This window comes from Acrocarpospora sp. B8E8 (assembly GCF_039871605.1).
In the GTDB taxonomy this organism is placed as follows: Bacteria; Actinomycetota; Actinomycetes; order Streptosporangiales; family Streptosporangiaceae; genus Acrocarpospora; species Acrocarpospora macrocephala.
In genome coordinates, this window is record NZ_JBDPLV010000024.1 from 89,584 (window position 1) to 109,368 (window position 19,785).

Genomic DNA, 19,785 nt, shown 5'->3' on the forward strand with positions numbered 1-19,785 from the left:
CGGGTGCGCATGGCCGACTCCTTCGGAGTGATTCAGGCGATGGGCTGAGCTAGCCGGAGCATGGTCCAGGAGGCCGGCGGCAGCGGAGCCGTCAGCAGGTGGGAGCCGTCGATGGCGGCACCGGTACCGCCGCGCGGCGCGACCCGCTCGGGCGCGTCCGCGGAGTTGCCTTCGAGCAGCTCGCCGGGAACGCCGCCCAGCACGAGGTGCTCGACGATCCGCAGCCCGGGCAGGGCGCGCAACGCGGCATCGAGCAGGACGGTCTCGGTCTCGCTGCGATTGACGGCGAAGATGGTGACCTGGCCGCTTTCGGCATCATGGGTGGCGACGACATCGGCGACCGGAACGTCGCCGTGCTGGGCCGTGTCGTAGGCAGGCGTGATCGGCTCGACGCGCAGCACCTCGCCGCGCGCGTGCCGGGCGGTGAGCGCGAACGGGTAGAAGGTGGTCTGCCGCCAAGCCGGGCGATCGGGTTCGGCGCGGATGGGCGCGATGATGTTGACCAGCTGGGCCAGGCAGGCGACGCCCACCCGGTCCGCGTGCCGGAGCAGGCTCATCATCAGCGATCCGACGACGACCGCGTCCTCGGTCGTGTACTCGTCCTCGATGAGCCGGGGGGCCTGCGCCCACTCCAGGTTGGTGTATCCGGCGAAGCGGCTCTCGTACCAGATGTTCCACTCGTCGAACGAGAGCATCAGCTTGCGCCGGGACCGCTTCTTCGCCGCGACGTGATCCGCGGTCGCCACCACGCCCTCGATGAAGCGATCCATCGCCACCCCGGACGCCAGGAAGCTCGCCCGGTCATCGCCGGCCTTCTCGAAGTAGGCGTGCAGCGAGATGTAATCCACATGATCGAAGGTGTGATCGAGGATCGTCGCCTCCCACGAGCCGAACGTGGGCATGCGGTCGTTCGAGCTGCCACAGACCACGAGCTGGACGCTGGGATCCACCTGCCGCATGGCCTTCGCGGTCTCCGCCGCCAGCGCGCCGTAGGCGTCCGCGCTCTTGTGCCCGACCTGCCACGGCCCGTCCATCTCATTGCCCAGGCACCACAGCTTGATGCCGTACGGCTCCGCCACCCCGTGCGACACGCGCAGGTCCGACCAGTAGGTGCCACCGGGGTGGTTGGCGTACTCGAGCAGGTCACAGGCTTCCTGAATGCCGCGCGTGCCCAGGTTGACCGCCATCATGGGCTCCACCTCGGCGCGGCGCGCCCAGGTCATGAACTCGTTGAAGCCGAACTCGTTGGTCTCAACCGACCGCCAGGCGAGGTCCAGCCGTCGCGGGCGCTGTTCCACCGGGCCGACGCCGTCCTCCCAGCGGTACCCGGAGACGAAATTCCCGCCGGGGTAGCGGATCACGGTCACCCCCAGCTCGCGGCTCAGCTTCAGCACATCCAGCCGCAGGCCGTCGATGTCGGCCTCCTCATGGCCGGGCTCGAAGATTCCGCCGTAGACGCATCGGCCCATGTGCTCGACGAAGGAGCCGAACAGGCGCGGGTTGACGGTGCCGATCCGGAACGCGGGATCGAGCGTGACGTGGCAAGTGAGCACGGATATTCCTGTCGTTGATTATTTGAGGCCGGTGGTGGCGATGCCCTGCACGAAGAATCGCTGGGCGAGCAGGAAGGCCACGGCCAGCGGGGCCAGGGAGATGGCGGCGCCGGCCATGAGCGCGGCGTGGTCGACGCCGGACTGGCTGGAGAAGAGGGTCAGCGCGGACGGCAGCGTCCGCATCTCGATCGTGCTGGAAACGACCAGCGGCCAGAGGAAGTCGTTCCACAGCGCCATGAACTGGATGACGAACAGCGACGCCAGCGCGGGTTTCGCCAGCGGCATGATCACCCGCCAGTAGATCTGGAATGAATTGGCCCCGTCGATGTGCGCGGCCTCGTCGAGTTCGCGGGGGAGCGTCAGGAAGAACTGGCGCAGCATGAAGATGCCGAGCGCGCTGGTCGCCCTGGGGATGATCAGACCTTGGAAGGTGTTGAGCCAGTCCAGATCGAAGAGCGTCAGGAACACGGGGATCAGCGTCACCTGGAACGGCACCATCAGCGTGGCCAGGATCAGCAGGAAGATCGCCTGACGGCCGCGGAACCGCAACCGCGCGAGGGCGTATCCCGCGAGCGAATCCAGGAAGACCAGGATCACGGTCGTCCCGCCGGCGAACACGAACGTGTTGACCACCAGCCGCACGAACGGCAACTGGGTGAGCACCGCGTGGTAACCGTCCAGGCTGACCGTGCTCGGCCACAGCTGGGCGGGATCGGCGTAGAGGTCGGCCGGTGTGCGCAGCGACACGCCCACCATCCACACGAACGGCAGGATCGTCGCCAGCGCCGCGACGATCAGCACCAGCCACGAGGCGGCCGCCGCCGTGCGCCGGAGCCCGCGCGCCACCCCGGACCGGGCGTCAGCCGCCATCGTGACTCCTCGCGATCCGAAGCTGGATCATCGACACGATCAGGATCAGCACGAAGAGCACCCAGGCGATGGCGCTCGCGTATCCCAGCCGGAACTCGACGAAGCCGCGCTGGTAGAGATAGGCGACGATGGACTCGGTGTGAAACAGCGGCCCGCCCCCGGTCATCACATAGACCAGGTCGAAAAGCTGGAGCGAGGTGACCGTCGCGATGACCGTGGTGAACAGCAGCGCGGGCCGCAACTCCGGCAGGATCACCGCTCTGAACTGGTGCCACCGGCCCGCGCCATCCAGTTTGGCCGCTTCGATCAGCTGATCCGGAACGCCTTGCAGCGCGGCCAGCAGCACGATCATGCTGAAGCCGACGCCCTTCCAGATCCCGACGCCCATGACCGTGACCAGCGCCAGACCGGTGTCGGTGAGCCAGCCGGGGCCGGTCGTGCCGGCCTTCTCCAGCCACGCGTTGACCAGGCCCACCTGCGGATCGAGCAGGAACTTCCAGACCACGCCGACCACCGCGAACGACGCCACCGTCGGGAAGAAGAACGCTGACCGCAGCAGCGACGACAACCACGTGGTACGGCGCAGCCACATCGCCAGCGCCAGCCCGGCCACCACCTGCCCGGCCACCGTCACCAGGGTGTAGACCCCGGTGACGGTCAGCGCGTTGCGAAACCGCTCGTCGGCGAACAGTTCGAGGTAGTTGCCCAGGCCGACCCATTCGTGGGTCTCCTCGCCGACCGTCCAGTCATGCAGGCTCATCCAGCCGGAGCGCAGGATCGGCTCCGCGATGAAAACCGCGATGATCAGCAGGCTGGGCGCCAGATACATGTACGCGGGGTTCAACCAGCGCCGCCCGGTGAGCGTGGCCGTCGTCATCGTGCGGTGACTTCGTGTTTTCCGCACAGGCGATCCCTCCGTCTTGGTATGGTTCTGGTGTTCGGACGGGAGGGCGATAACCAAGCCGGTCTGTCCGGGCTTACCGCCGGGCTGGCGGGATGTGAAGCCTGTGGAGGCCACGTAAGACCGGTCGCACACCCTCGGGTGCGTGTGGGCAGTCGCCGGTGAAGCAGGAAGATCCAGCCTGTGAGGGTTGGAATCCCCCGGATTTATCCGTGGGGAGGAAGTCAATCCCGATTCCTTTCAGGATGCGGTCCGGTCCACCGCGAGCAGGCGGTGGACCGGAAGCTTCGGCTACGCCGTACAGCCGGTGATTTGGTTGATCGCCTCGGCGGCGGCCTGCGCCGCCGCCTCGACCGGCTCACCTCGCGTGATCTTGCCGATCAGTGGCACGTAGACGTCCGCGTCGATCTTCGGCGAGGTGGGCAGCCCGGGCAGGTAGAGCCGGGCGTGCGGCAGTCCCGCCGCGAAGGGCGCCACGACCGGGTTGCTCGACGTCACATCGGTGCGCACGGGCGGGAAGCCCGAGGCGTCGGAGAAGGCCGCCTGCGCGGTCTTCCCGGTCCACCAGCTCAGGAATTCCAGCGCCTGCGCCTTGTGCTTGGTCGACTTGCCGACCGCCAGCGGCACCGTCGACGCCAGCGTCACGGGACCCCCGGCGCCCACCGGGACCGCGGCGATCCCGAGGTCGATCCCGGCCTCCTTGAAGCCGGCCGCGGCCCACGGACCGTTGATCTCCATCGCCGCCTTCTTCGCCGAGAACAGCGTGTCCGCGTCGGCGCCCGTCTGGCCGATCGGGCTCACCTTGTCCTTCACGACCAGATCGGCCCAGGTTGTCAGGGCCTGCACGCTCGCGGGCTGGGCGATCGTCGCGCAGCCCTTCGCGTCGACGATGTCGCCGCCGTTCATCCACTGCAGGATCGGCCACATCTGGATCGTCGCGTGATCGGCCAGCGAGATGCCGTACTGGGTGACCTTGTCGCCCTCGGTCTTGGTGAGCTGCTTGGCCGCCGCGGTGAACTCGTCGGCGGTCTTGGGCTCCTGGAGTCCCGCTTCGGCGAACATCGCCTTGTTGTAGTACAGGACCAGCGTGGCCATGTTCGCCGGGGCCGCGTAGAGCTTGCCGTCGATCGTGAAGGCCGTGTTCACCGCGGCCGGGAAGGTGTCGGCGTTCAGCTTGCCGTCCCCGGCGCCCACCGCCTCGTCCAGCGGGAGCAGCGAGTTCGTCTTGACGTAGTTGAACAGCACGCCGGGGTCGAAGTTCGGCGTCGCCAGATCGGGCCCCTGGCCGGTGGCCCAGGCGCCGGGGAGCTTCTGGGCGATGGCGTCCCACGGCTGCACGTCCATGGTCACTTTGATCTTGGGGTGGCTCGCGTTGAACTGCTTGACCAGGTTTTCGTAGGCGGGGCGGTCCGGGCCCGTGAAGCCGGTCCAGAGGCTCAGCTCGACCACCGCGTCGGGGTCGGAGCTCGTGTCGGCCGATCCGCATCCCGCCGCCAGGAGGATTCCGGCGACGAGGGCGGTGCCAATTTTCAGCGAGGATCTCATGAGGTTGACCTTCCGTCCCAGCTCAGCACCGGGGGGATTCGTACGGCACAGCGCGGCTGAGCCGGATCAGATCGGTGTTGCGGCCGCCTGACCCGCGCTAACCTGTTTCGCCCGGGTCGGGCTGAGGACATGTTCCATCGTTGGAACGACGTTGTAAACACCTCTGTTCAGTTCTGTTACATCGTTGTATCGTCGAGCCTGACGGAGCCCCCCCAGGTGAGGATCATCGATGGCCGTGACATTGAAGGACGTCGCCGCGCGCGCCGGCGTCTCGGTCAAGACCGCGTCGAATGTGGTCAATGGCTACTCCTTCGTCGCCGCCGACAACCGCCGCCGGGTTCAGGAAGCCATCGAGCAACTCGGCTACGTGCCCAACATCGGCGCGCGCAATCTCCGGCGAGGTCGCACGGGATTCCTCACGCTCGCCGTACCTGAGCTGACCAACCCCTACTTCGCCGAGCTCTGCGGGCTCGTCATGACCGCGGCCGCCCGGCACGACTGGACCGTGCTCATCGAGCAGACCGCGGGCGCCCGCGAGCGCGAGCTCGCCGTCATCAACGCCGCCCACCGATCGCTGGTGGACGGCGTCATCCTCAGCCCGATCGGCATGCATCCCGCGGACCTCGCCACGGACAGCGCCACGAACAGCCCGCTCGTGCTGCTCGGCGAACGGGCTCTCGGGGCCCGCGTCAACCACGTCGCCATCGACAACGTCAAAGCCGCCGAGGTCGCGACCGAGCATCTGATCGGCCTCGGCAGGCGCCGCATCGCGGCGATCGGCGATCAGCCCGGACAGAACGGAACCGCGATGCTGCGACTCGCCGGTTACCGAGGCGCCCTCCGCGCGGCCGGCCTGCCGGACGACCCCGCCCTGACCGTGCCGACGCCCACCTACAGCCGCGCCGAGGGCGCCGGAGCCATGCGCCGCCTCCTCGACGGGCCGAACCCGCCGGACGCGGTCTTCTGCTTCAACGACCTGCTCGCCATCGGAGCGATCAGCGCGGCCCGGGATCGCGGCCTCCGCGTCCCCGCGGACCTGGCCGTAGTGGGGTTCGACGGAATAGAGGAGGGCAATTACAGCGCCCCCCGCCTCACCACCATCGCGCCCGACAAATTAGCCATAGCCGAAGCCGCGATCGACCTCGTCAAGCGACAACTGGACCACGACGGCCAGCAACCACAGGACGTCACGGTCCCGTTCACCCTCGAAATCCACGAGAGCACAGCCCGCTGACCCATCGTTGTACGTCATCTCACTAGAGCGTTTGTCGCGCCCTCGCCGTCCTGGAGCTGTCGAAGAGCAGGCTAGGTCCGGAGGGTTTCGGCGACTTGTTCTGGGGTCAGTCGGTGGGAGCCGACGTAGTACAGGACGGCTCCGGGTGGGAGTTCGGCTTGCCAGCTGGGGTTGACCAGGAGTTGTTCGCCGGTGTGGGCGGCGAGGAGGGTTGCGCCATGTTGTCTGCCGAGGGTGGTCTGGCATTTGTCCACCGAGATCGGGCCGAGGGATTCCGGGAGGCGTACTGAATAGGTGTCGGCGCCGCCGTGGGTCATCAGTTGGGTGTAGATCTCGGTGATGCCTGGGTCTTTGAGTTCTTCGGTGATCATGTGGGGGGTGTGCCACTGGACGCAGCGGAGGTTCTCGTCGACGTAGCGGAGGTGGCGGACGCGGGCGATGTCGCGGAGGGCGACGACCAGGTGGGCGTCCGTCGCGACGTGGTCGGCGGTGATCGCCACGGTCAGGGCCTCGTTGTCGTCGCGGGCGTCTATCAGCACGCTGTATGCGCGGTGGACGCCGGCGCGCTGGAGCACTCCCGCGTCGGTCAGGTCGCCTCGGACGAACTCGACATCCCGGTCGGGCATCGGGTGCGCGCCGACCTCGTCCCAGGCGCAGAGCACGACGCGGGTGGTGCCATCGGCGATGAGTTCGTCCACGATGTGCTCGGTCCGCCCGGGCGTGTAGCCGAGCAGCACGATGTGACCGGAAATATCCACCGTGATGGCTCCTTGCATCCTGCGTCCCTTGGCCTGCTCCAGGCGGGCGGCCAGCCGGGTGAAGACCGTGGTCAGCGTGGCGATCCCGCCCACGATCACGTACGCCCCGACGACGTGCCCGGCGGCTGATTCCGGATAGAGGTCCCCATAGCCGACCGTGGCCGAGGTCACCACGAAATACCACCAGAAATTGCCCGGCTCGACGATCTCGCTTCCCGCGGGCTCGGCCAGGGCCATCAGCGGCCAGCTGGTCACGAACACCACGGTCAGTACCAGTACGGGCGTCCACCAGCTGCCCAGCAGCGTGATCCGGCTGAGCAGACGCGCCACGAAGACCGGCACATTTCCTCCCACGGATCCGTGGAGGTCACCTTAACTGGACAAACCCATAGAAAACAGCCCTCATCTCTGCCGGAGATCGCGGCGAGAGGTGTGCGACGTAGCCATGGCATCTGCAGGTCGCCCGATCAGCGCGATCTGAGTCAGCACGAACGGAGCAACGGGGGTAGCACGATTGGAACGGGCCTGTTTCAGAAGTCGATCAGCGGCTTGGCTCTCGGTCGCGCTGGTTTGTCGTACCCGCCTGGCATGATCGCTTGCTGTCGAGAGCAACCTGGCCTGATCTGATGGGAGTTACAGGCAATGAGTAGTGATGTTGTCCGAGAGCGTGCTGCCCGACCGGAGGATCTCGGTCGGTTCATCCTGGAGCGGCTCAACGCGGGCGACGTTGAAGGGCTAGTGGCGTTGTATGAACCGGACGCGGTACTGGCATTGCCGAATGGCCAGGTCGCCACGGGCAGTGGGGAGATCCGCCAGGCGTACGCACATATAGTCGCTGATAGACCCACCTTCGCGCCTGGACAGCAGCAGCCCACACTGCAGAATGGCGACCTGGCGCTCACGTCGGCGCGCTTGGTCGATGGCGGTGTCACCGTCGAGGTGGCTCGCCGTCAGGCCGACGGGACGTGGTTGTGGGTGATCGACCAGCCAAGCCTTCTGGGGTAGGTCAGAGCCATTCGTTGATGGCGGCGATGGTCACGGTGGCCTCGTATCGGACGGCAAGCTTGTCGTACCTGGTCGCGACGGCCCGGTGGCGTTTGAGCCGGTTGATGCCAGATTCCACGGCGCGACGCTCACGGTAGTCGATCTTGCAGAACCTGGGTGGCCGGCCGCCTCGGCTGCCTCGGTTCTTGCGGTGGCGGACCTGATCGGCCTTCTCCGGGATCGTGCACGCGATGCCGCCCCTGCGCAGGTAGGCACGGTTGCGCGCGAGCCGTACGCCGTATCGGCACGGACCCTGTTGGGACGCTTGCGCGGGCGTCCCGGCCCCAGCCGGGGCACACTGATCCGCTCCAGCACCGGCTGGAACTGAGGAGAATCCCCGCGTTGACCAGCAGTGATGATCAGCGATAACAGCTTCTGGCCCTGCTCGACGGCCAGATGAAGCTTGGTGGTCAGCCCGCCCAGTTCCGGCTGGTACGGCTGCGAATCAGCAGTAGGGCGAGCACCTCGCGGGCGTTGCGCCGCCGCGCGGGCGTCCGGCCGAAGACGGAGACGGCGGCCATGAGGGCGACGACGCCGGCATACAGAAGGGCCCCGCTTCCCACTCTGCGGGAGCTCGTCGTGCGGTTCCAGGAATCAAGGACAGAAAAGGGAGCTGTGGGACATTCTCCGATATGGCTTGGACGCTGATGGGCACGTATCCAAGCCTTGGTGATCGCCCAAGACGCCAGGTCAGGTGGGCAGTTGACGGTCGGGCGCCGTTGCTCTGCCCATCGGCCTCGTGGAGGTGATCAGCCGTTTGGGTTGATCCATAGCTGGATGGCCAGACCAATGCCGATCAGGACTACCAGCCAGCGGAGCAGAGTGGCCGGTAGACGGCGTGCGATGCGGGGGCCGAGCGTGGAGCCGACGAACATGCCCAGTCCCAGAGGAGCGACGGCCGTCCAGTCGACGGGGCCGAAAACGGCGAAGGCGGCGGCGGAGATGAGCGTCCCGGCGCCGATGACCATGTTCTTCAGGGCATTGGCGGTGGCCAGATGGGGCTCGGAGGTGATCAGGAGGAGGGCGAGGGTCATCACGCCGGACCCGGCGCCGAAGTAGCCGTTGTACACCGACATCGCGATCAGTCCCAGCGGAAGGACCACGCCGCCCGCTCCTGACGGATGGCCGCGCTGGTGCCGGGCGGCAAGCCGGGGCTGGGCGAGCAGAGCCAGCGAACCGGCGGCCACCAGGAACGGCACGACGCGGGCGAAGACGCCCGGCGGTGTGGACAGCAGCAGCAGCGAGCCCGCCGCCCCGCCCAGGGCCGACAGCGGCACCCACCGGCGCAGCCATAGCCCGTGGCCGACCAGCTCGGGTTGAGAAGCGAGGGCCGAGCCGGGCCAGCAGGCGACGAGGGCGACGATGTTGGCCACGTTCGCCGACAAGGCGGGAAGACCCACCGCGAGAAGGGCGGGATAGGAGATCAAGGAGGTGATGCCGCCCGCGGTGCCGACCACCCCGGCGAGTAGCCCTGCGCCGGCCAGCAGTGCGATGTCCCCAAGGCCGGTCATGACCGGACCGCCGGGGCTGCGGAGTCGGGTGGGCCGGTCATCGTGGCGCCGAGAATATAGGCCAAGCGTGTCGTTCGGGCGCTGCTGATGATGGTTCGGGGATTTCGGGGGAGAGGGAAGATCCGGCGATGGACCCGTTGGCCACGCCCACGCTGAGCGTCGTCCGCACGGCCGCGAACGTCTGTCTGCGCTCGTCCGCGAATGCACGGCAGGAGTGTCACTTCACCACCATGGAGTTCCACGCGAGGGCGGCCAACGTCCTCCGATTGTTCGGCGCTGGGGGCAACTCAGAAGCACAGGCTGGAGTCAGCGGGAAAGGAGAGCGTCGGCGATGGCGAGATGGGTCGGGTCCTTGGCCGGGTTCCCGTCTTCGATGTCCCAGAGGGCGTCCTGGAGAATGCGGCCGAGTGTCCAGCCGACCGCACGTCCCCGATCCAGGCCCAGCATCTCGGTCATGAGATCAAACCGTTTCAGCACGGATGTCCGGATATTTCCGGTGGCTTGCACGTCGTCCCAGCGGTTGTGTAGCGCGGGCAATAGTTCGAATCCAGGATCCCCGGCCAGCGGCTTGGGGTCGATCGCCAGCCATGGCTCGCGCTGCCCGGCCAGCACGTTTCCGTAGTGCAGATCCCAGTGCAGGAGCCGATCGCCGGGCTCCCCGGCCACTTCCCGTACGGCTCCCGCAAGAACCTCCAGCCACCGCCGATCATCGGCCCCGACCACCGCCTCCGGTACGGCGGCCAGCATGCCGGCGGCGATATCGCCCAGACTCCGCAACCCCGCCGGCGCGGGCACGGAAACGAGCCGAGCCAGCAACCCGGTCAGGATCTCGAGCGCCTCCCACGAATCCGGCAGGCTCTCCAGCGATCTCCCCCCATCGAGCCGCTCAAGCAGCAGCGACCCACTGGCCGGATCCTCGTCGAGCAGCAGCACCGCGCCGTCTCCCGCCCACGCCCGCAGCACCGGCCCTTCACCCCGGGTCTCCTCGGTGACCGGCTGCAGCTTGAGCGCCGCCGGACTCCCATCGGCCCGCAGGACAGGGAGCACGAGCGCGATGACCCCGTGCATCGCGCCCCCGTCCACCCGCAGCCCCCAGCGCTCAAGCATTCGCTCGGCCAAGCCAGGCAGCGAGGCAGTCCACGCGGGCCCCGCGTCCCGCTCGTAGCGGACATGCAGGGCCGCCAGCGTGGGCGGTACCACGATCTCCAGCTCAGCTCACCCGGGCCAGGGTGACGATCGGGATCGTCCGGCCCGCCTTCTGCTCGTGTTCGAGGAAGAACGGGTACTGCTCGGTGATCGACCGCCAGAGCCGGGCGCGCTCCTCGCCCTCGGCCGGGCGGGCGGTGGCGATGTAGACCTCCGCGCCCGCCTCGACGGTGACCGTGGGCTGGGCCAGCAGGTTGCGATACCACTCCGGTGGTTCGGTGGCGCCCGCGTTCGAGGCGAGGACCACCAGGTGGTCGCCGTCGGGGACGTACATCATCGGAGTGGTGTGCGGGCGGCCGGTGACGCGGCCGCGGGTGGTGAGCAGGAGGAGCTGGCGGCCCGCGAAGGAGCCGCCGCCCCTGGCGGCCCGGAAGTCGTCGATGGTCCGTGTATTGATCACGCGCATATCGTCCATGACCGAAATAATCACCAGAAATCCTGCCATCATGTGTCAGCTACCGGATCTTCCAGGTAAAAGCGTGCCTGACAAGCGTACGTCTCACAAGCTGAGACGCCAGAGTTCGTTTATAGTTCAAACTATTGACGGGGGCTTGGCGGCTGTGTGAATCTCTCGGCAGTTCCATGCACGCGCTGGGCGGACGGTCAGGGTCCCCACCTGATCGTGCATGGCGGTTAACCATTTCCGAGGGAGACCGTCCATGCGAAGAAAGCTTCTCAGCATGCTCGCGCTCGTCGCCGTGGCCCTGGTCACGGTGGTCGTGCGAAACGCGCCGGCGGGTGCCGCCGCGTCCGACCCGTACAACTTCAAGAACGTGCGGATCGACGGTGGCGGCTTCGTGCCGGGCATCGTCTTCAACCAGACGGAACAGCACCTGATCTACGCGCGCACCGACATCGGCGGCATGTACCGCTGGGACCAGGCCGGCCAGAGCTGGAAGCCGCTGCTCGACTGGGTCGGGTTCACCAACTGGGGCTACAACGGCGTCGACAGCATCGCCACCGACCCGGTGCAGACGAACCGTGTGTACGCCGCCGTCGGCATGTACACCAACAGCTGGGATCCGAACAACGGCGCGATCCTGCGCTCCACCAACAAGGGTGACTCCTGGTCGGTCACCCCGCTGCCGTTCAAGATGGGCGGCAACATGCCGGGCCGCGGCATGGGCGAGCGGCTGGCCGTCGACCCGAACCGGAACAGCACGCTCTACATGGGCGCGCCCAACGGGAACGGGCTGTGGCGGAGCCTCGACTTCGGCGCCACCTGGGCGAAGGTGACCTCCTTCCCGAACGCCGGCAACTACGCCTCGGACCCGAGTGACCCGAACGGCTATGGCACCCACCAGCCGGGCGTCGTCTGGGTGACGTTCGACAAGCGCACCGGCACCTCCGGCAACGCCACCCAGACCATCTACGTGGGCGTGGCCGACAAGCAGAACACGGTCTACCGGACCACCAACGGCGGCACCAGCTGGGAGCGGGTGGCCGGGCAGCCGACCGGCTACATCGCCCACAAGGGCGTGCTCGACACCGTCAACGGCTACCTCTACCTGGCCACCAGCGACACCGGCGGCCCCTACGACGGTGCGAAGGGCGACGTCTGGCGGTACGCCACCGCCACCGGCACCTGGACCCAGATCAGCCCGATCCCGTCCAGCAGCGCCGACGACTACTTCGGCTACAGCGGCCTGACCATCGACCGGCAGAACCCGGGCACGATCATGGTGTCCACCCAGATGTCCTGGTGGCCAGACGTGATCTTCTTCAGGTCCACCGACAGCGGCGCGACCTGGACCCGGGTGTGGGACTTCACCTCCTACCCGAACCGGAGCTTCCGCTACAAGATGGACATCACCTCGGCGCCGTGGCTCACCTTCGGGTCGAACCCGCAGCCGCCGGAGGTCACGCCCAAGCTGGGCTGGATGGTCGAATCGCTGGAGATCGACCCGTTCAACGGCAACCGCTTCATGTACGGCACCGGCGCGACCATCTACGGCAGCACCGACCTGAAACTCTGGGACACCGGCGGCCAGTTCACCATCAAGCCGATGGTGAAGGGGCTGGAGGAGACCGCCGTACTCGACCTGATCAGCCCGCCGTCCGGCGCGGCGCCGCTGGTCAGCGGCCTGGGTGACATCGGCGGCTTCCGGCACACCAACCTGGACGCGGTGCCGCCGATGATGTTCACGGCGCCCACCTTCACCTCGACCACGTCGCTGGACTACGCGGAGACCAACCCGAGCGTGATGGTCAGGTCGGGCAACTTCACCGACTCCGACCGGCCGAACGACAGCCATGTGTCCTTCTCCACCGACGGCGGCGCGAACTGGTTCCAGGGCGGCGAGCCGGGCGGCGTCAACAACGGCGGCACGGTGGCCGCGGCGGCCGACGGCAGCAGGTTCGTCTGGGCGCCAGGCGACAGCGGCATCCAGGTCGTGTACTCGGTCGGGTTCGGCAACTCGTGGCAGACCGCGACGGGCGTGCCGGCCAACTCGCGGATCGAGTCGGACCGGGTGAATTCGCAGAAGTTCTACGCCTTCTCCAACGGCCGGTTCTACGTCAGCACCAACGGCGGCGCGGCCTTCACGGCGACGGCGGCGACCGGCCTGCCGACCACCGGCCGGTTCAAGGCGGTGCCCGGACGGGAGGGTGACATCTGGCTGGCGGGCGGCACGGGCGCGACCTACGGCCTGTGGCACTCCACCAACTCGGGTGCGTCCTTCACCAAGCTGGCGAATGTCCAGGAAGCGGACAACGTCGGCTTCGGGCGGGCGGCTCCGGGGCAGAGCTATCCGGCGCTGTTCACCATCGCCAAGATCGACAACGTGCGCGGCGTGTACCGGTCGGACAACTCGGGCGGCACCTGGGTGCGGATCAATGACGACGCCCACCAGTACGGCAACATCGGCGAGGCGATCACCGGCGACCCGCGCACATACGGGCGGGTCTACCTGGGCACCAACGGCCGCGGCATCATCTACGGCGACCGCACGGGCGCGAACCCGTCGCCCTCGCCGTCGCCCAGCCCGTCCCCCAGCCCATCGCCCAGCCCCAGTCCCTCGCCGTCTCCGTCCCCCTCTCCGTCCCCGTCTCCGTCGCCGAGCCCCAGCCCGGGCGTCGGCAAGGCGTGCACCGCGACGTACGCGATCACGAACACGTGGCCGGGCAACTTCAGCGCCACAGTGACCGTTCGCAGTAGCGGCACGGTGGCCATCACCGGCTGGCAGGTCCGCTGGGCGTACGCGAACGGCCAGACGATCCAATCGCTGTGGAACGGCGCTCACACCCAAAGCGGGGCGAACGTCACGGTGAACAACATGAGTTACAACGGCAACCTCAACCCGAACGCGACAACAACGTTCGGGTTCAACGCCGCCGCGCCGGGCACCAACAACGTCCCCAACCCGGTGACCTGCACGGCTCTCTGATTCTGGAGGTTCCTCCGGCCTCCAGTCCGGGATGGCTCCCGCCGCCCGCCCAGCGGCGGGAGCCATACCATTACCCGCATGGCGATCGGCGTTTACGTCGCGGCGAGCGACGCCAGGAGCAACAAGGGCGCGGTCGCCCTCGGACTGATCGAACTGCTTTCCCGGCAGGTGGGCGTGGTCGGCGTCTACCGGCCGGTGGTTCGGGCCGGTGCCGAGGACAACCTCATCAACACCGCCCGGATCCGCTTCAAAATGGATTTGTCGTACGAAGTCTGTGCTGGCGTCACCTACGAGGACGTGCACGCCGACCCCGAGCAGGCCATCGACGACATCGTGGCCGGATACCGCGCGGTCGCGGCCCGCTGCGCGGCGGTCGTCGTGATCGGCACCGACTACACCGACGTCGGCGCGCCCACCGAGTTCGAGTTCAACGCCCAGATCGCCGCCAACCTGGGCACACCCGTGCTCAACGTGGTCACCGGCCTGCGGCGGACCCCGGAGGAGATCGCCGCCGCCGTCGAGCTGTCGGCGAAGGAGCTCGCCGAGGAGCACACCTTCGGCATCGCGGTCGTGGTCACCCGGGTCGATCCGGCGCGATTGGGTGAGGTGGCGGAAGCCGTACAGGACTGCCCGACTCCGGTCTGGGTCCTCCCGGAGGTCGCGAGGCTGTCGGCGCCCACGGTCGCGGACCTGCTGGCCGGTTGCGGCGGCACCCTGTTCCTCGGCGACGAGCAGCAGCTGGGCCGCGAGGTCGGCGGCCTGATGGTCGGCGCGATGACGCTCCCCCACATCCTGGAGCGCCTCACCGAGGGCGTCGCGGTGATCACCCCCGCCGACCGCGCGGCCGCCCTGCTCCCCGGCCTGCTGGCCGCGCACAACGCCGACACCTTCCCCGCCCTGTCCGCGATCATTCTCAACGGCGGCATGCTGCTCCCCGAGCCGGTGCTGCGGCTGCTCACCGGCATGGACATCAGCCTCCCCGTGATCACCACCCCCGGCGACACCTTCGAGACCGCCACCCGCCTCTCCCGGGTCGAAGGCCGCTTCACCCCCGACGCCGACGGCAAGATCGACACCGCGCTCGGCCTGTTCGCCGCGCACGTGGACGGCTCGGCCCTGCTCGACCGCCTGCACGTGACCCCCGCGACCGTGGTCACGCCGCTCATGTTCGAATACGACCTGCTCGAACGCGCCCGCGCCGACCGCCGCCACATCGTGCTCCCCGAAGGCGCGGAACCCCGCATCCTGCGCGCCGCCGACATCCTGCTCCGGCGCGGCGTCGCCGACCTCACCCTGCTCGGCGACGAGCGCGAGATCCGCTCCCAGGCCGCCCGGCTGGGCCTGGACCTGGGCGAAGCCCGCGTGCTCAGCACCTTCGACCCCGAACTCCGCGAACGCTTCGCGGTCGAGTACGCGCGCCTGCGCGCCCACAAGGGCATCACCGTCGAGCGAGCCCGCGACACCGTCACCGACGTGTCCTACTTCGGCACCCTGATGGTGGGCCTCGGCCTGGCCGACGGCATGGTCTCCGGCTCGATCCACACCACCGCGCACACCATCCGCCCGTCCTTCGAGATCATCAAAACCCGCCCCGGCGTCGGCGTGGTCTCCAGCGTGTTCTTCATGTGCCTGGCCGACCGCGTCCTGGTGTACGGCGACTGCGCCGTGGTCCCCGACCCGACCGCGGACCAGCTGGCCGACATCGCGATCTCCTCGGCGGCCACGGCGGCCAGGTTCGGGGTGGAGCCCAGGGTGGCGCTGCTGTCGTACTCGACCGGCGAGTCCGGCGCGGGACCCGAGGTGGAGAAGGTGCGCGCGGCCACCGCGATGGTCCGCGAGCTGCGGCCGGACCTGCCGGTGGAGGGCCCGATCCAGTACGACGCCGCCGCCGAGCCGAGCGTGGCCAGGACCAAGATGCCCGGCAGCCAGGTGGCCGGACGGGCGACGGTGTTCGTCGTGCCGGACCTCAACACCGGGAACAACCTGTACAAGGCCGTGCAGCGGAGCGCGGGGGCGGTCGCGGTCGGGCCGGTGCTGCAGGGGTTGCGCAAACCGGTCAACGACCTGTCGCGAGGGGCGACCGTGCACGACATCGTCAACACCGTGGCGATCACCGCGATTCAGGCGCAGGGAGAATGATGGACGTCCTGGTGCTCAACAGCGGGTCGTCGTCGATCAAGTATCAGCTGCTGGACATGGACACGCGGCGGCGGCTGGCGACCGGCCTGGTGGATCGGATCGGGGAGCGGTCCGGGCGGCTGATCCACAACGGCGAGGACGTGGGCGCCGACGGTTTCGCCGATCATGAGGCTGGGCTGCGGGCGGTGCTGGACGCGTTCGCCGCGCGAGGGCCCGCGCTGGATCAGGTTGGCGCGGTCGGGCATCGGGTGGTGCACGGGGGCAGCCGGTTCGCGCGGCCAGAGTTGATCGACGACGAGGTGGAGGCGGCGATCGAGGAGCTGATCCCGCTCGCGCCGCTGCACAATCCGGCGAATCTGGAGGGGATCCGGGTCGCCAGGCGGGCGTTTCCCGCGCTTCCGCACGTGGCCGTTTTCGACACGGCCTTCCATCAGACGCTGCCACCGGCGGCATATACGTATGCGGTGCCCGTTGAGTGGGATGTCCGCAAATATGGCTTTCACGGGACGTCGCATGCGTACGTCTCCCGGAAGGCCGCCGAACTGCTCGGACGGCCGTACGAGGAGGTCAACACGATCGTCCTGCACCTGGGCAACGGCGCGAGCGCGACGGCGGTCCGGGGCGGGCGGAGCGTGGACACCTCGATGGGCCTGACGCCGCTGGCCGGGCTGGTCATGGGCACCAGATCCGGGGACGTCGACCCCGGAGTGCTGCCCTACGTCGCGCGGCTGACCGGACTCACCCTCGACGAGATCGACTCCGCCCTCAACCGGGAGAGCGGCCTGCGCGGGCTCGCCGGGGCCAACGACCTGCGCGAGGTCTGGCGCAAGGCCGACGACGGCGACCCGGACGCCCGCCTGGCCATGGACGTCTACACCCACCGCATACGCGGATATATCGGCAACTATTACGCCGTCCTCGGACATGTAGACGCGATCGTGTTCACGGCGGGCGTCGGGGAGAACGACCCGCGGACCCGCGAACTCGCCCTCACCGGCCTCGACCGCCTCGGCATCACGATCGACCCCGCCCGCAACACCGCGCGCTCCGCCCAGGCCCGGACGATCTCCAAGGACGGCTCCGAGGTGACGGTCCTGGTGATCCCGACCGACGAGGAGTTGGAGATCGCCGAACAGACCGTCAATACTGCGGGCGTAGGGAGAACTCCTCCGCATTGATGAGGAGCCCGGAAGATCCCGCTGGTTATCGTAGGTGTGGGGGTGAACCGTGTCGACTACCGAGAACGCGCAGGAACAGGGACGGACCGAGAGCGGGGAGGAGGCGAAACTAGCGGAATACACGCGCAACGGAGAGGCCAGGGGGCCGATGAAGTGGCTCGATCGGTGGCGCTCCACCGCGGCCGGCCGGCTGACGCTGAAGATCATCGTCGGCGTCATCGGCGGCGCCATGGTGATCGGCGGCCTGATCATGGTCCCGTTCCCCGGCCCCGGCTGGCTGATCGTGTTCGGCGGCCTGGCCGTGCTCGCCACCGAGTTCCACTGGGCCAGCCGCGTCCTGGACTTCGCCAAGCACGTGGTCGGCGCGGCGACCGCCTGGCTGAAACGGCAGAACTGGTTCGTCCGCATCGTCGCGGGCACGCTCACCTTCCTGCTCGCCTTCGCCATCGTCTGGCTCTCGCTGAAGCTCACCCTCAAGATCGACCTGATCCAGGAAGCGCAGTTCCTGTTCAACCGGTGAGCTCGCTGAGCTCCCCGGCGGGCACCGCCGAGGCCGCCGCCAGGCGGCGCGTCGCCAGCGCCGCCAGCAGCGTCGCCCCGTCGGAGAGCACCCCGTCATCGAAGGCCGCCTCAGCCGAGTGGTTCGCCGGAGCCCCCACCGGATTCTGCCCGGCCGGGCAGGCCCCGAGCACCAGGAACGTCCCCGGCACCTCGTTCAGCACGAACGAGAAGTCCTCCGAGCCGGTCGCCGGCTGCGCCATCGCGACGTAGCGCTCCGGCCCCAGGACCTCCCGCACGGTCTCGGCCGCGAACTCCGCCTCCGCCTCGTCGTTGACCGTCACCGGGTAGCCGATGCCGAACGAGCACTCCGCCGTCAGGCCGTGCGCTTCGGCGATGCCGCGCGCGAGCCGTACGACGCCTTCCTTGACCTGGGCGCGGGTCTCGGCGGAGAAGGAGCGGATGGTGGCGTCGAAGCGGGCGTCGTCCGGGATGACGTTGTCCGCGGTGCCGCCGTGGAACTGCCCGACGGTCACCACCACCGGGTCGAAGACGTCAAAGCTCCTGGTCACGTACGTCTGCAGCTGGGAGACGATCTCGCAGCCGACCTGGATCGGGTCGAGCGCGCGATGCGGCGCGGAACCGTGGCCGCCGCGCCCGCGCACGATCACCTGGAAGGTGTCGGCCGCCGCCAGGATCGGGCCGCCCTTGGTGAGGAAGAGTCCGGTCGGGACCGCGGTGGCGAAGACGTGCATGCCGTACGCCGCGATGGGCCGGCAGCCCGAAGCCCCCAGCACGCCTTCCTCGATCATCAGCCTGGCGCCCTCGTAGCCTTCCTCGCCGGGCTGGAACATGAAGACGACGTCCCCGGCGAGGCTGTCCCTGCTCAGGCTGAGCTGATGCGCCGCCCCGACCAGCATGGCCATGTGCAGATCGTGGCCACACGCGTGCATCCGCCCGTCGATCTTCGAGCGATAAGGCACCGCGACGCGCTCCTGGATGGGCAGCGCGTCCATATCGGCCCGCAGCAGGACGGTCGGACCCGGACGTCCCCCGCGCAGGACGGCGGTGATCGACGACAGCGCCTCGCCGGTGGAGATCTCCAGGGGTAGCCCGTCCAGCGCCGCGAGCAGCTTCTCCTGAGTCCGGGGGAGGGTCAGGCCCAGCTCGGGTTCGGCGTGGAGGGAGTGGCGAAGGCGTACCAGCTCGTCCTGAATGTTCATATCTCATCGTGCGTGACTCGCGGGTGTCCCGGCAATGCGCCGCGCCATCCGGTTCTCCGCCTGCGATCCTAAGCCGCGGGGGGAATGATGATCGCGATTCTATTGGCCTCGCCGCAGGTCACCGTCGGCCTGGACAGCGGCGTCACCGAGATCGACCAGAGGACTACCTACGTCATCAAGGCCGTCAACCACGAGGCGACGCCGGTGGCGGCCAATGTGCGGATCACGTTCCCGCCTGGACTGCGGAAGGTCGAGGCGGCGGGGGCGTCGGTGGGAGAGACGCACGCGTCCTGGCTGGTCACGATGCCGCCGGGGGAGAGCACCTACGAGGTGAGCGGAGTCATGCGGGGGGATCCGGGGTCGGCGGTGGCGGCGACCGCGTGCGTGTACGCGGGGGATCTGAGCAGAGCGCTGGTCTGCTCAACCGACATCGACGAGATCCCGGACCCGGAGGTCACGCCCGGGGGCATAGTGGTGAGCGCGGTGCTGATGTTGCTGCTCCTGCTCACCGGCACGGGCGTCGGCTACTTGCTGACCCGAGCTCGGCGCGGACACGATCTCCCGCACGGCCGACCACGTTCGTGAACCGCAGGCTCGCCGGCGAAATTGTCGCAGTCATACTTTGCAGCGCTGAGTCGGTATCGCTGACCGCGAATAGCAATGACGCGTACGCGCGGCCACCGGGACCGGACTTATAGGAATATTTGATATTCAGTGTTACGGAGTGCTTCCTTTTCAC

The 19,785-nt window shown here is 68.3% G+C and carries 16 protein-coding genes; 7 read left to right on the forward strand and 9 right to left on the reverse strand.

The genetic code is table 11. From position 1 onward, the window contains the following. Positions 1-32 precede the first annotated feature (32 nt). The 4 genes from ABGB08_RS23355 to ABGB08_RS23370 form a co-directional block, all read right to left on the reverse strand. A complete protein-coding gene (locus tag ABGB08_RS23355) occupies positions 33-1,553 on the reverse strand; it encodes an alpha-N-arabinofuranosidase (RefSeq protein ID WP_347593620.1) in 1,521 nt (506 codons plus the stop codon). 18 nt (positions 1,554-1,571) lie between these two features. Continuing rightward, on the reverse strand, positions 1,572-2,423 hold the full coding sequence (locus tag ABGB08_RS23360; RefSeq protein ID WP_347593622.1) for a carbohydrate ABC transporter permease: 852 nt from the start codon (positions 2,421-2,423) through the stop codon (positions 1,572-1,574). Beyond that, positions 2,413-3,327 (reverse strand): sugar ABC transporter permease, encoded by a 915-nt coding sequence (locus ABGB08_RS23365; RefSeq protein WP_347593624.1) that lies wholly within the window; start codon positions 3,325-3,327, stop codon positions 2,413-2,415. Before ABGB08_RS23365 ends, ABGB08_RS23360 begins: the two co-directional genes overlap by 11 nt. Before the next feature lie 288 nt (positions 3,328-3,615). After that, positions 3,616-4,869, reverse strand: a complete 1,254-nt coding sequence (locus ABGB08_RS23370; protein WP_347593626.1) for an ABC transporter substrate-binding protein — start codon at positions 4,867-4,869, stop codon at positions 3,616-3,618. A gap of 229 nt (positions 4,870-5,098) precedes the next feature. Here ABGB08_RS23370 and ABGB08_RS23375 point away from each other — a divergent pair, with 229 nt between their 5' ends. Further along, entirely contained in the window at positions 5,099-6,103 is a 1,005-nt protein-coding gene (locus ABGB08_RS23375; protein ID WP_347593628.1) for a LacI family DNA-binding transcriptional regulator, read from the forward strand. A gap of 71 nt (positions 6,104-6,174) precedes the next feature. Here ABGB08_RS23375 and ABGB08_RS23380 read toward each other — a convergent pair whose 3' ends face one another. Then, a complete protein-coding gene (locus ABGB08_RS23380) occupies positions 6,175-7,203 on the reverse strand; it encodes an ion channel (RefSeq protein WP_347593630.1) in 1,029 nt (342 codons plus the stop codon). Between the two features lie 300 nt (positions 7,204-7,503). On the opposite strand from ABGB08_RS23380, the gene ABGB08_RS23385 reads away from it, so the two are divergent. Continuing rightward, positions 7,504-7,866, forward strand: a complete 363-nt coding sequence (locus ABGB08_RS23385; protein WP_347593632.1) for a nuclear transport factor 2 family protein — start codon at positions 7,504-7,506, stop codon at positions 7,864-7,866. Positions 7,867-8,654: 788 nt separating this feature from the next. Here the strand turns inward: ABGB08_RS23385 and ABGB08_RS23390 are convergent. The 3 genes from ABGB08_RS23390 to ABGB08_RS23400 form a co-directional block, all read right to left on the reverse strand. After that, entirely contained in the window at positions 8,655-9,416 is a 762-nt protein-coding gene (locus ABGB08_RS23390) for a sulfite exporter TauE/SafE family protein (RefSeq protein WP_347593634.1), read from the reverse strand. Positions 9,417-9,722: 306 nt separating this feature from the next. Next, positions 9,723-10,616 (reverse strand): aminoglycoside phosphotransferase family protein, encoded by an 894-nt coding sequence (locus ABGB08_RS23395; protein WP_347593636.1) that lies wholly within the window; start codon positions 10,614-10,616, stop codon positions 9,723-9,725. 10 nt (positions 10,617-10,626) lie between these two features. Next, positions 10,627-11,022 carry a nitroreductase/quinone reductase family protein gene (locus ABGB08_RS23400; protein WP_347593638.1) on the reverse strand — a complete coding sequence of 132 codons (396 nt, stop codon included), beginning with the start codon at positions 11,020-11,022 and terminating at the stop codon, positions 10,627-10,629. Between the two features lie 259 nt (positions 11,023-11,281). Here ABGB08_RS23400 and ABGB08_RS23405 point away from each other — a divergent pair, with 259 nt between their 5' ends. The 4 genes from ABGB08_RS23405 (at position 11,282) to ABGB08_RS23420 (ending at position 17,845) form a co-directional block, all read left to right on the forward strand. Further along, positions 11,282-14,008 carry a cellulose binding domain-containing protein gene (locus ABGB08_RS23405; RefSeq protein WP_347593640.1) on the forward strand — a complete coding sequence of 909 codons (2,727 nt, stop codon included), beginning with the start codon at positions 11,282-11,284 and terminating at the stop codon, positions 14,006-14,008. Positions 14,009-14,086: 78 nt separating this feature from the next. Continuing rightward, on the forward strand, positions 14,087-16,147 hold the full coding sequence (pta, locus tag ABGB08_RS23410) for a phosphate acetyltransferase (RefSeq protein WP_347593642.1): 2,061 nt from the start codon (positions 14,087-14,089) through the stop codon (positions 16,145-16,147). Then, complete coding sequence (locus ABGB08_RS23415) at positions 16,144-17,325, forward strand: acetate kinase (protein WP_347593644.1); 1,182 nt, start codon at positions 16,144-16,146, stop codon at positions 17,323-17,325. Before pta ends, ABGB08_RS23415 begins: the two co-directional genes overlap by 4 nt. A gap of 49 nt (positions 17,326-17,374) precedes the next feature. After that, entirely contained in the window at positions 17,375-17,845 is a 471-nt protein-coding gene (locus ABGB08_RS23420; RefSeq protein ID WP_347593646.1) for a TIGR02611 family protein, read from the forward strand. Here the strand turns inward: ABGB08_RS23420 and ABGB08_RS23425 are convergent. Further along, complete coding sequence (locus ABGB08_RS23425; RefSeq protein ID WP_347593648.1) at positions 17,835-19,046, reverse strand: M20 family metallopeptidase; 1,212 nt, start codon at positions 19,044-19,046, stop codon at positions 17,835-17,837. The genes ABGB08_RS23420 and ABGB08_RS23425 overlap by 11 nt on opposite strands. An 84-nt stretch (positions 19,047-19,130) precedes the next feature. Here ABGB08_RS23425 and ABGB08_RS23430 point away from each other — a divergent pair, with 84 nt between their 5' ends. After that, a complete protein-coding gene (locus ABGB08_RS23430; protein WP_347593650.1) occupies positions 19,131-19,631 on the forward strand; it encodes a hypothetical protein in 501 nt (166 codons plus the stop codon). Positions 19,632-19,785 lie beyond the last annotated feature (154 nt).

Excerpts from the sequence above, each read along its gene's own strand:
- ABGB08_RS23360 (WP_347593622.1), bottom strand. The coding sequence starts at position 2,423 with ATGGCGGCTGACGCCCGGTCCGGGGTGGCGCGCGGGCTCCGGCGCACG.
- ABGB08_RS23370 (WP_347593626.1), bottom strand. The coding sequence starts at position 4,869 with ATGAGATCCTCGCTGAAAATTGGCACCGCCCTCGTCGCCGGAATCCTC.
- ABGB08_RS23375 (WP_347593628.1), top strand. The coding sequence starts at position 5,099 with ATGGCCGTGACATTGAAGGACGTCGCCGCGCGCGCCGGCGTCTCGGTC.
- ABGB08_RS23385 (WP_347593632.1), top strand. The coding sequence starts at position 7,504 with ATGAGTAGTGATGTTGTCCGAGAGCGTGCTGCCCGACCGGAGGATCTC.
- ABGB08_RS23390 (WP_347593634.1), bottom strand. The coding sequence starts at position 9,416 with ATGACCGGCCTTGGGGACATCGCACTGCTGGCCGGCGCAGGGCTACTC.
- ABGB08_RS23405 (WP_347593640.1), top strand. The coding sequence starts at position 11,282 with ATGCGAAGAAAGCTTCTCAGCATGCTCGCGCTCGTCGCCGTGGCCCTG.
- pta (WP_347593642.1), top strand. The coding sequence starts at position 14,087 with ATGGCGATCGGCGTTTACGTCGCGGCGAGCGACGCCAGGAGCAACAAG.
- ABGB08_RS23415 (WP_347593644.1), top strand. The coding sequence starts at position 16,144 with ATGATGGACGTCCTGGTGCTCAACAGCGGGTCGTCGTCGATCAAGTAT.
- ABGB08_RS23425 (WP_347593648.1), bottom strand. The coding sequence starts at position 19,046 with ATGAACATTCAGGACGAGCTGGTACGCCTTCGCCACTCCCTCCACGCC.
- ABGB08_RS23430 (WP_347593650.1), top strand. The coding sequence starts at position 19,131 with ATGATGATCGCGATTCTATTGGCCTCGCCGCAGGTCACCGTCGGCCTG.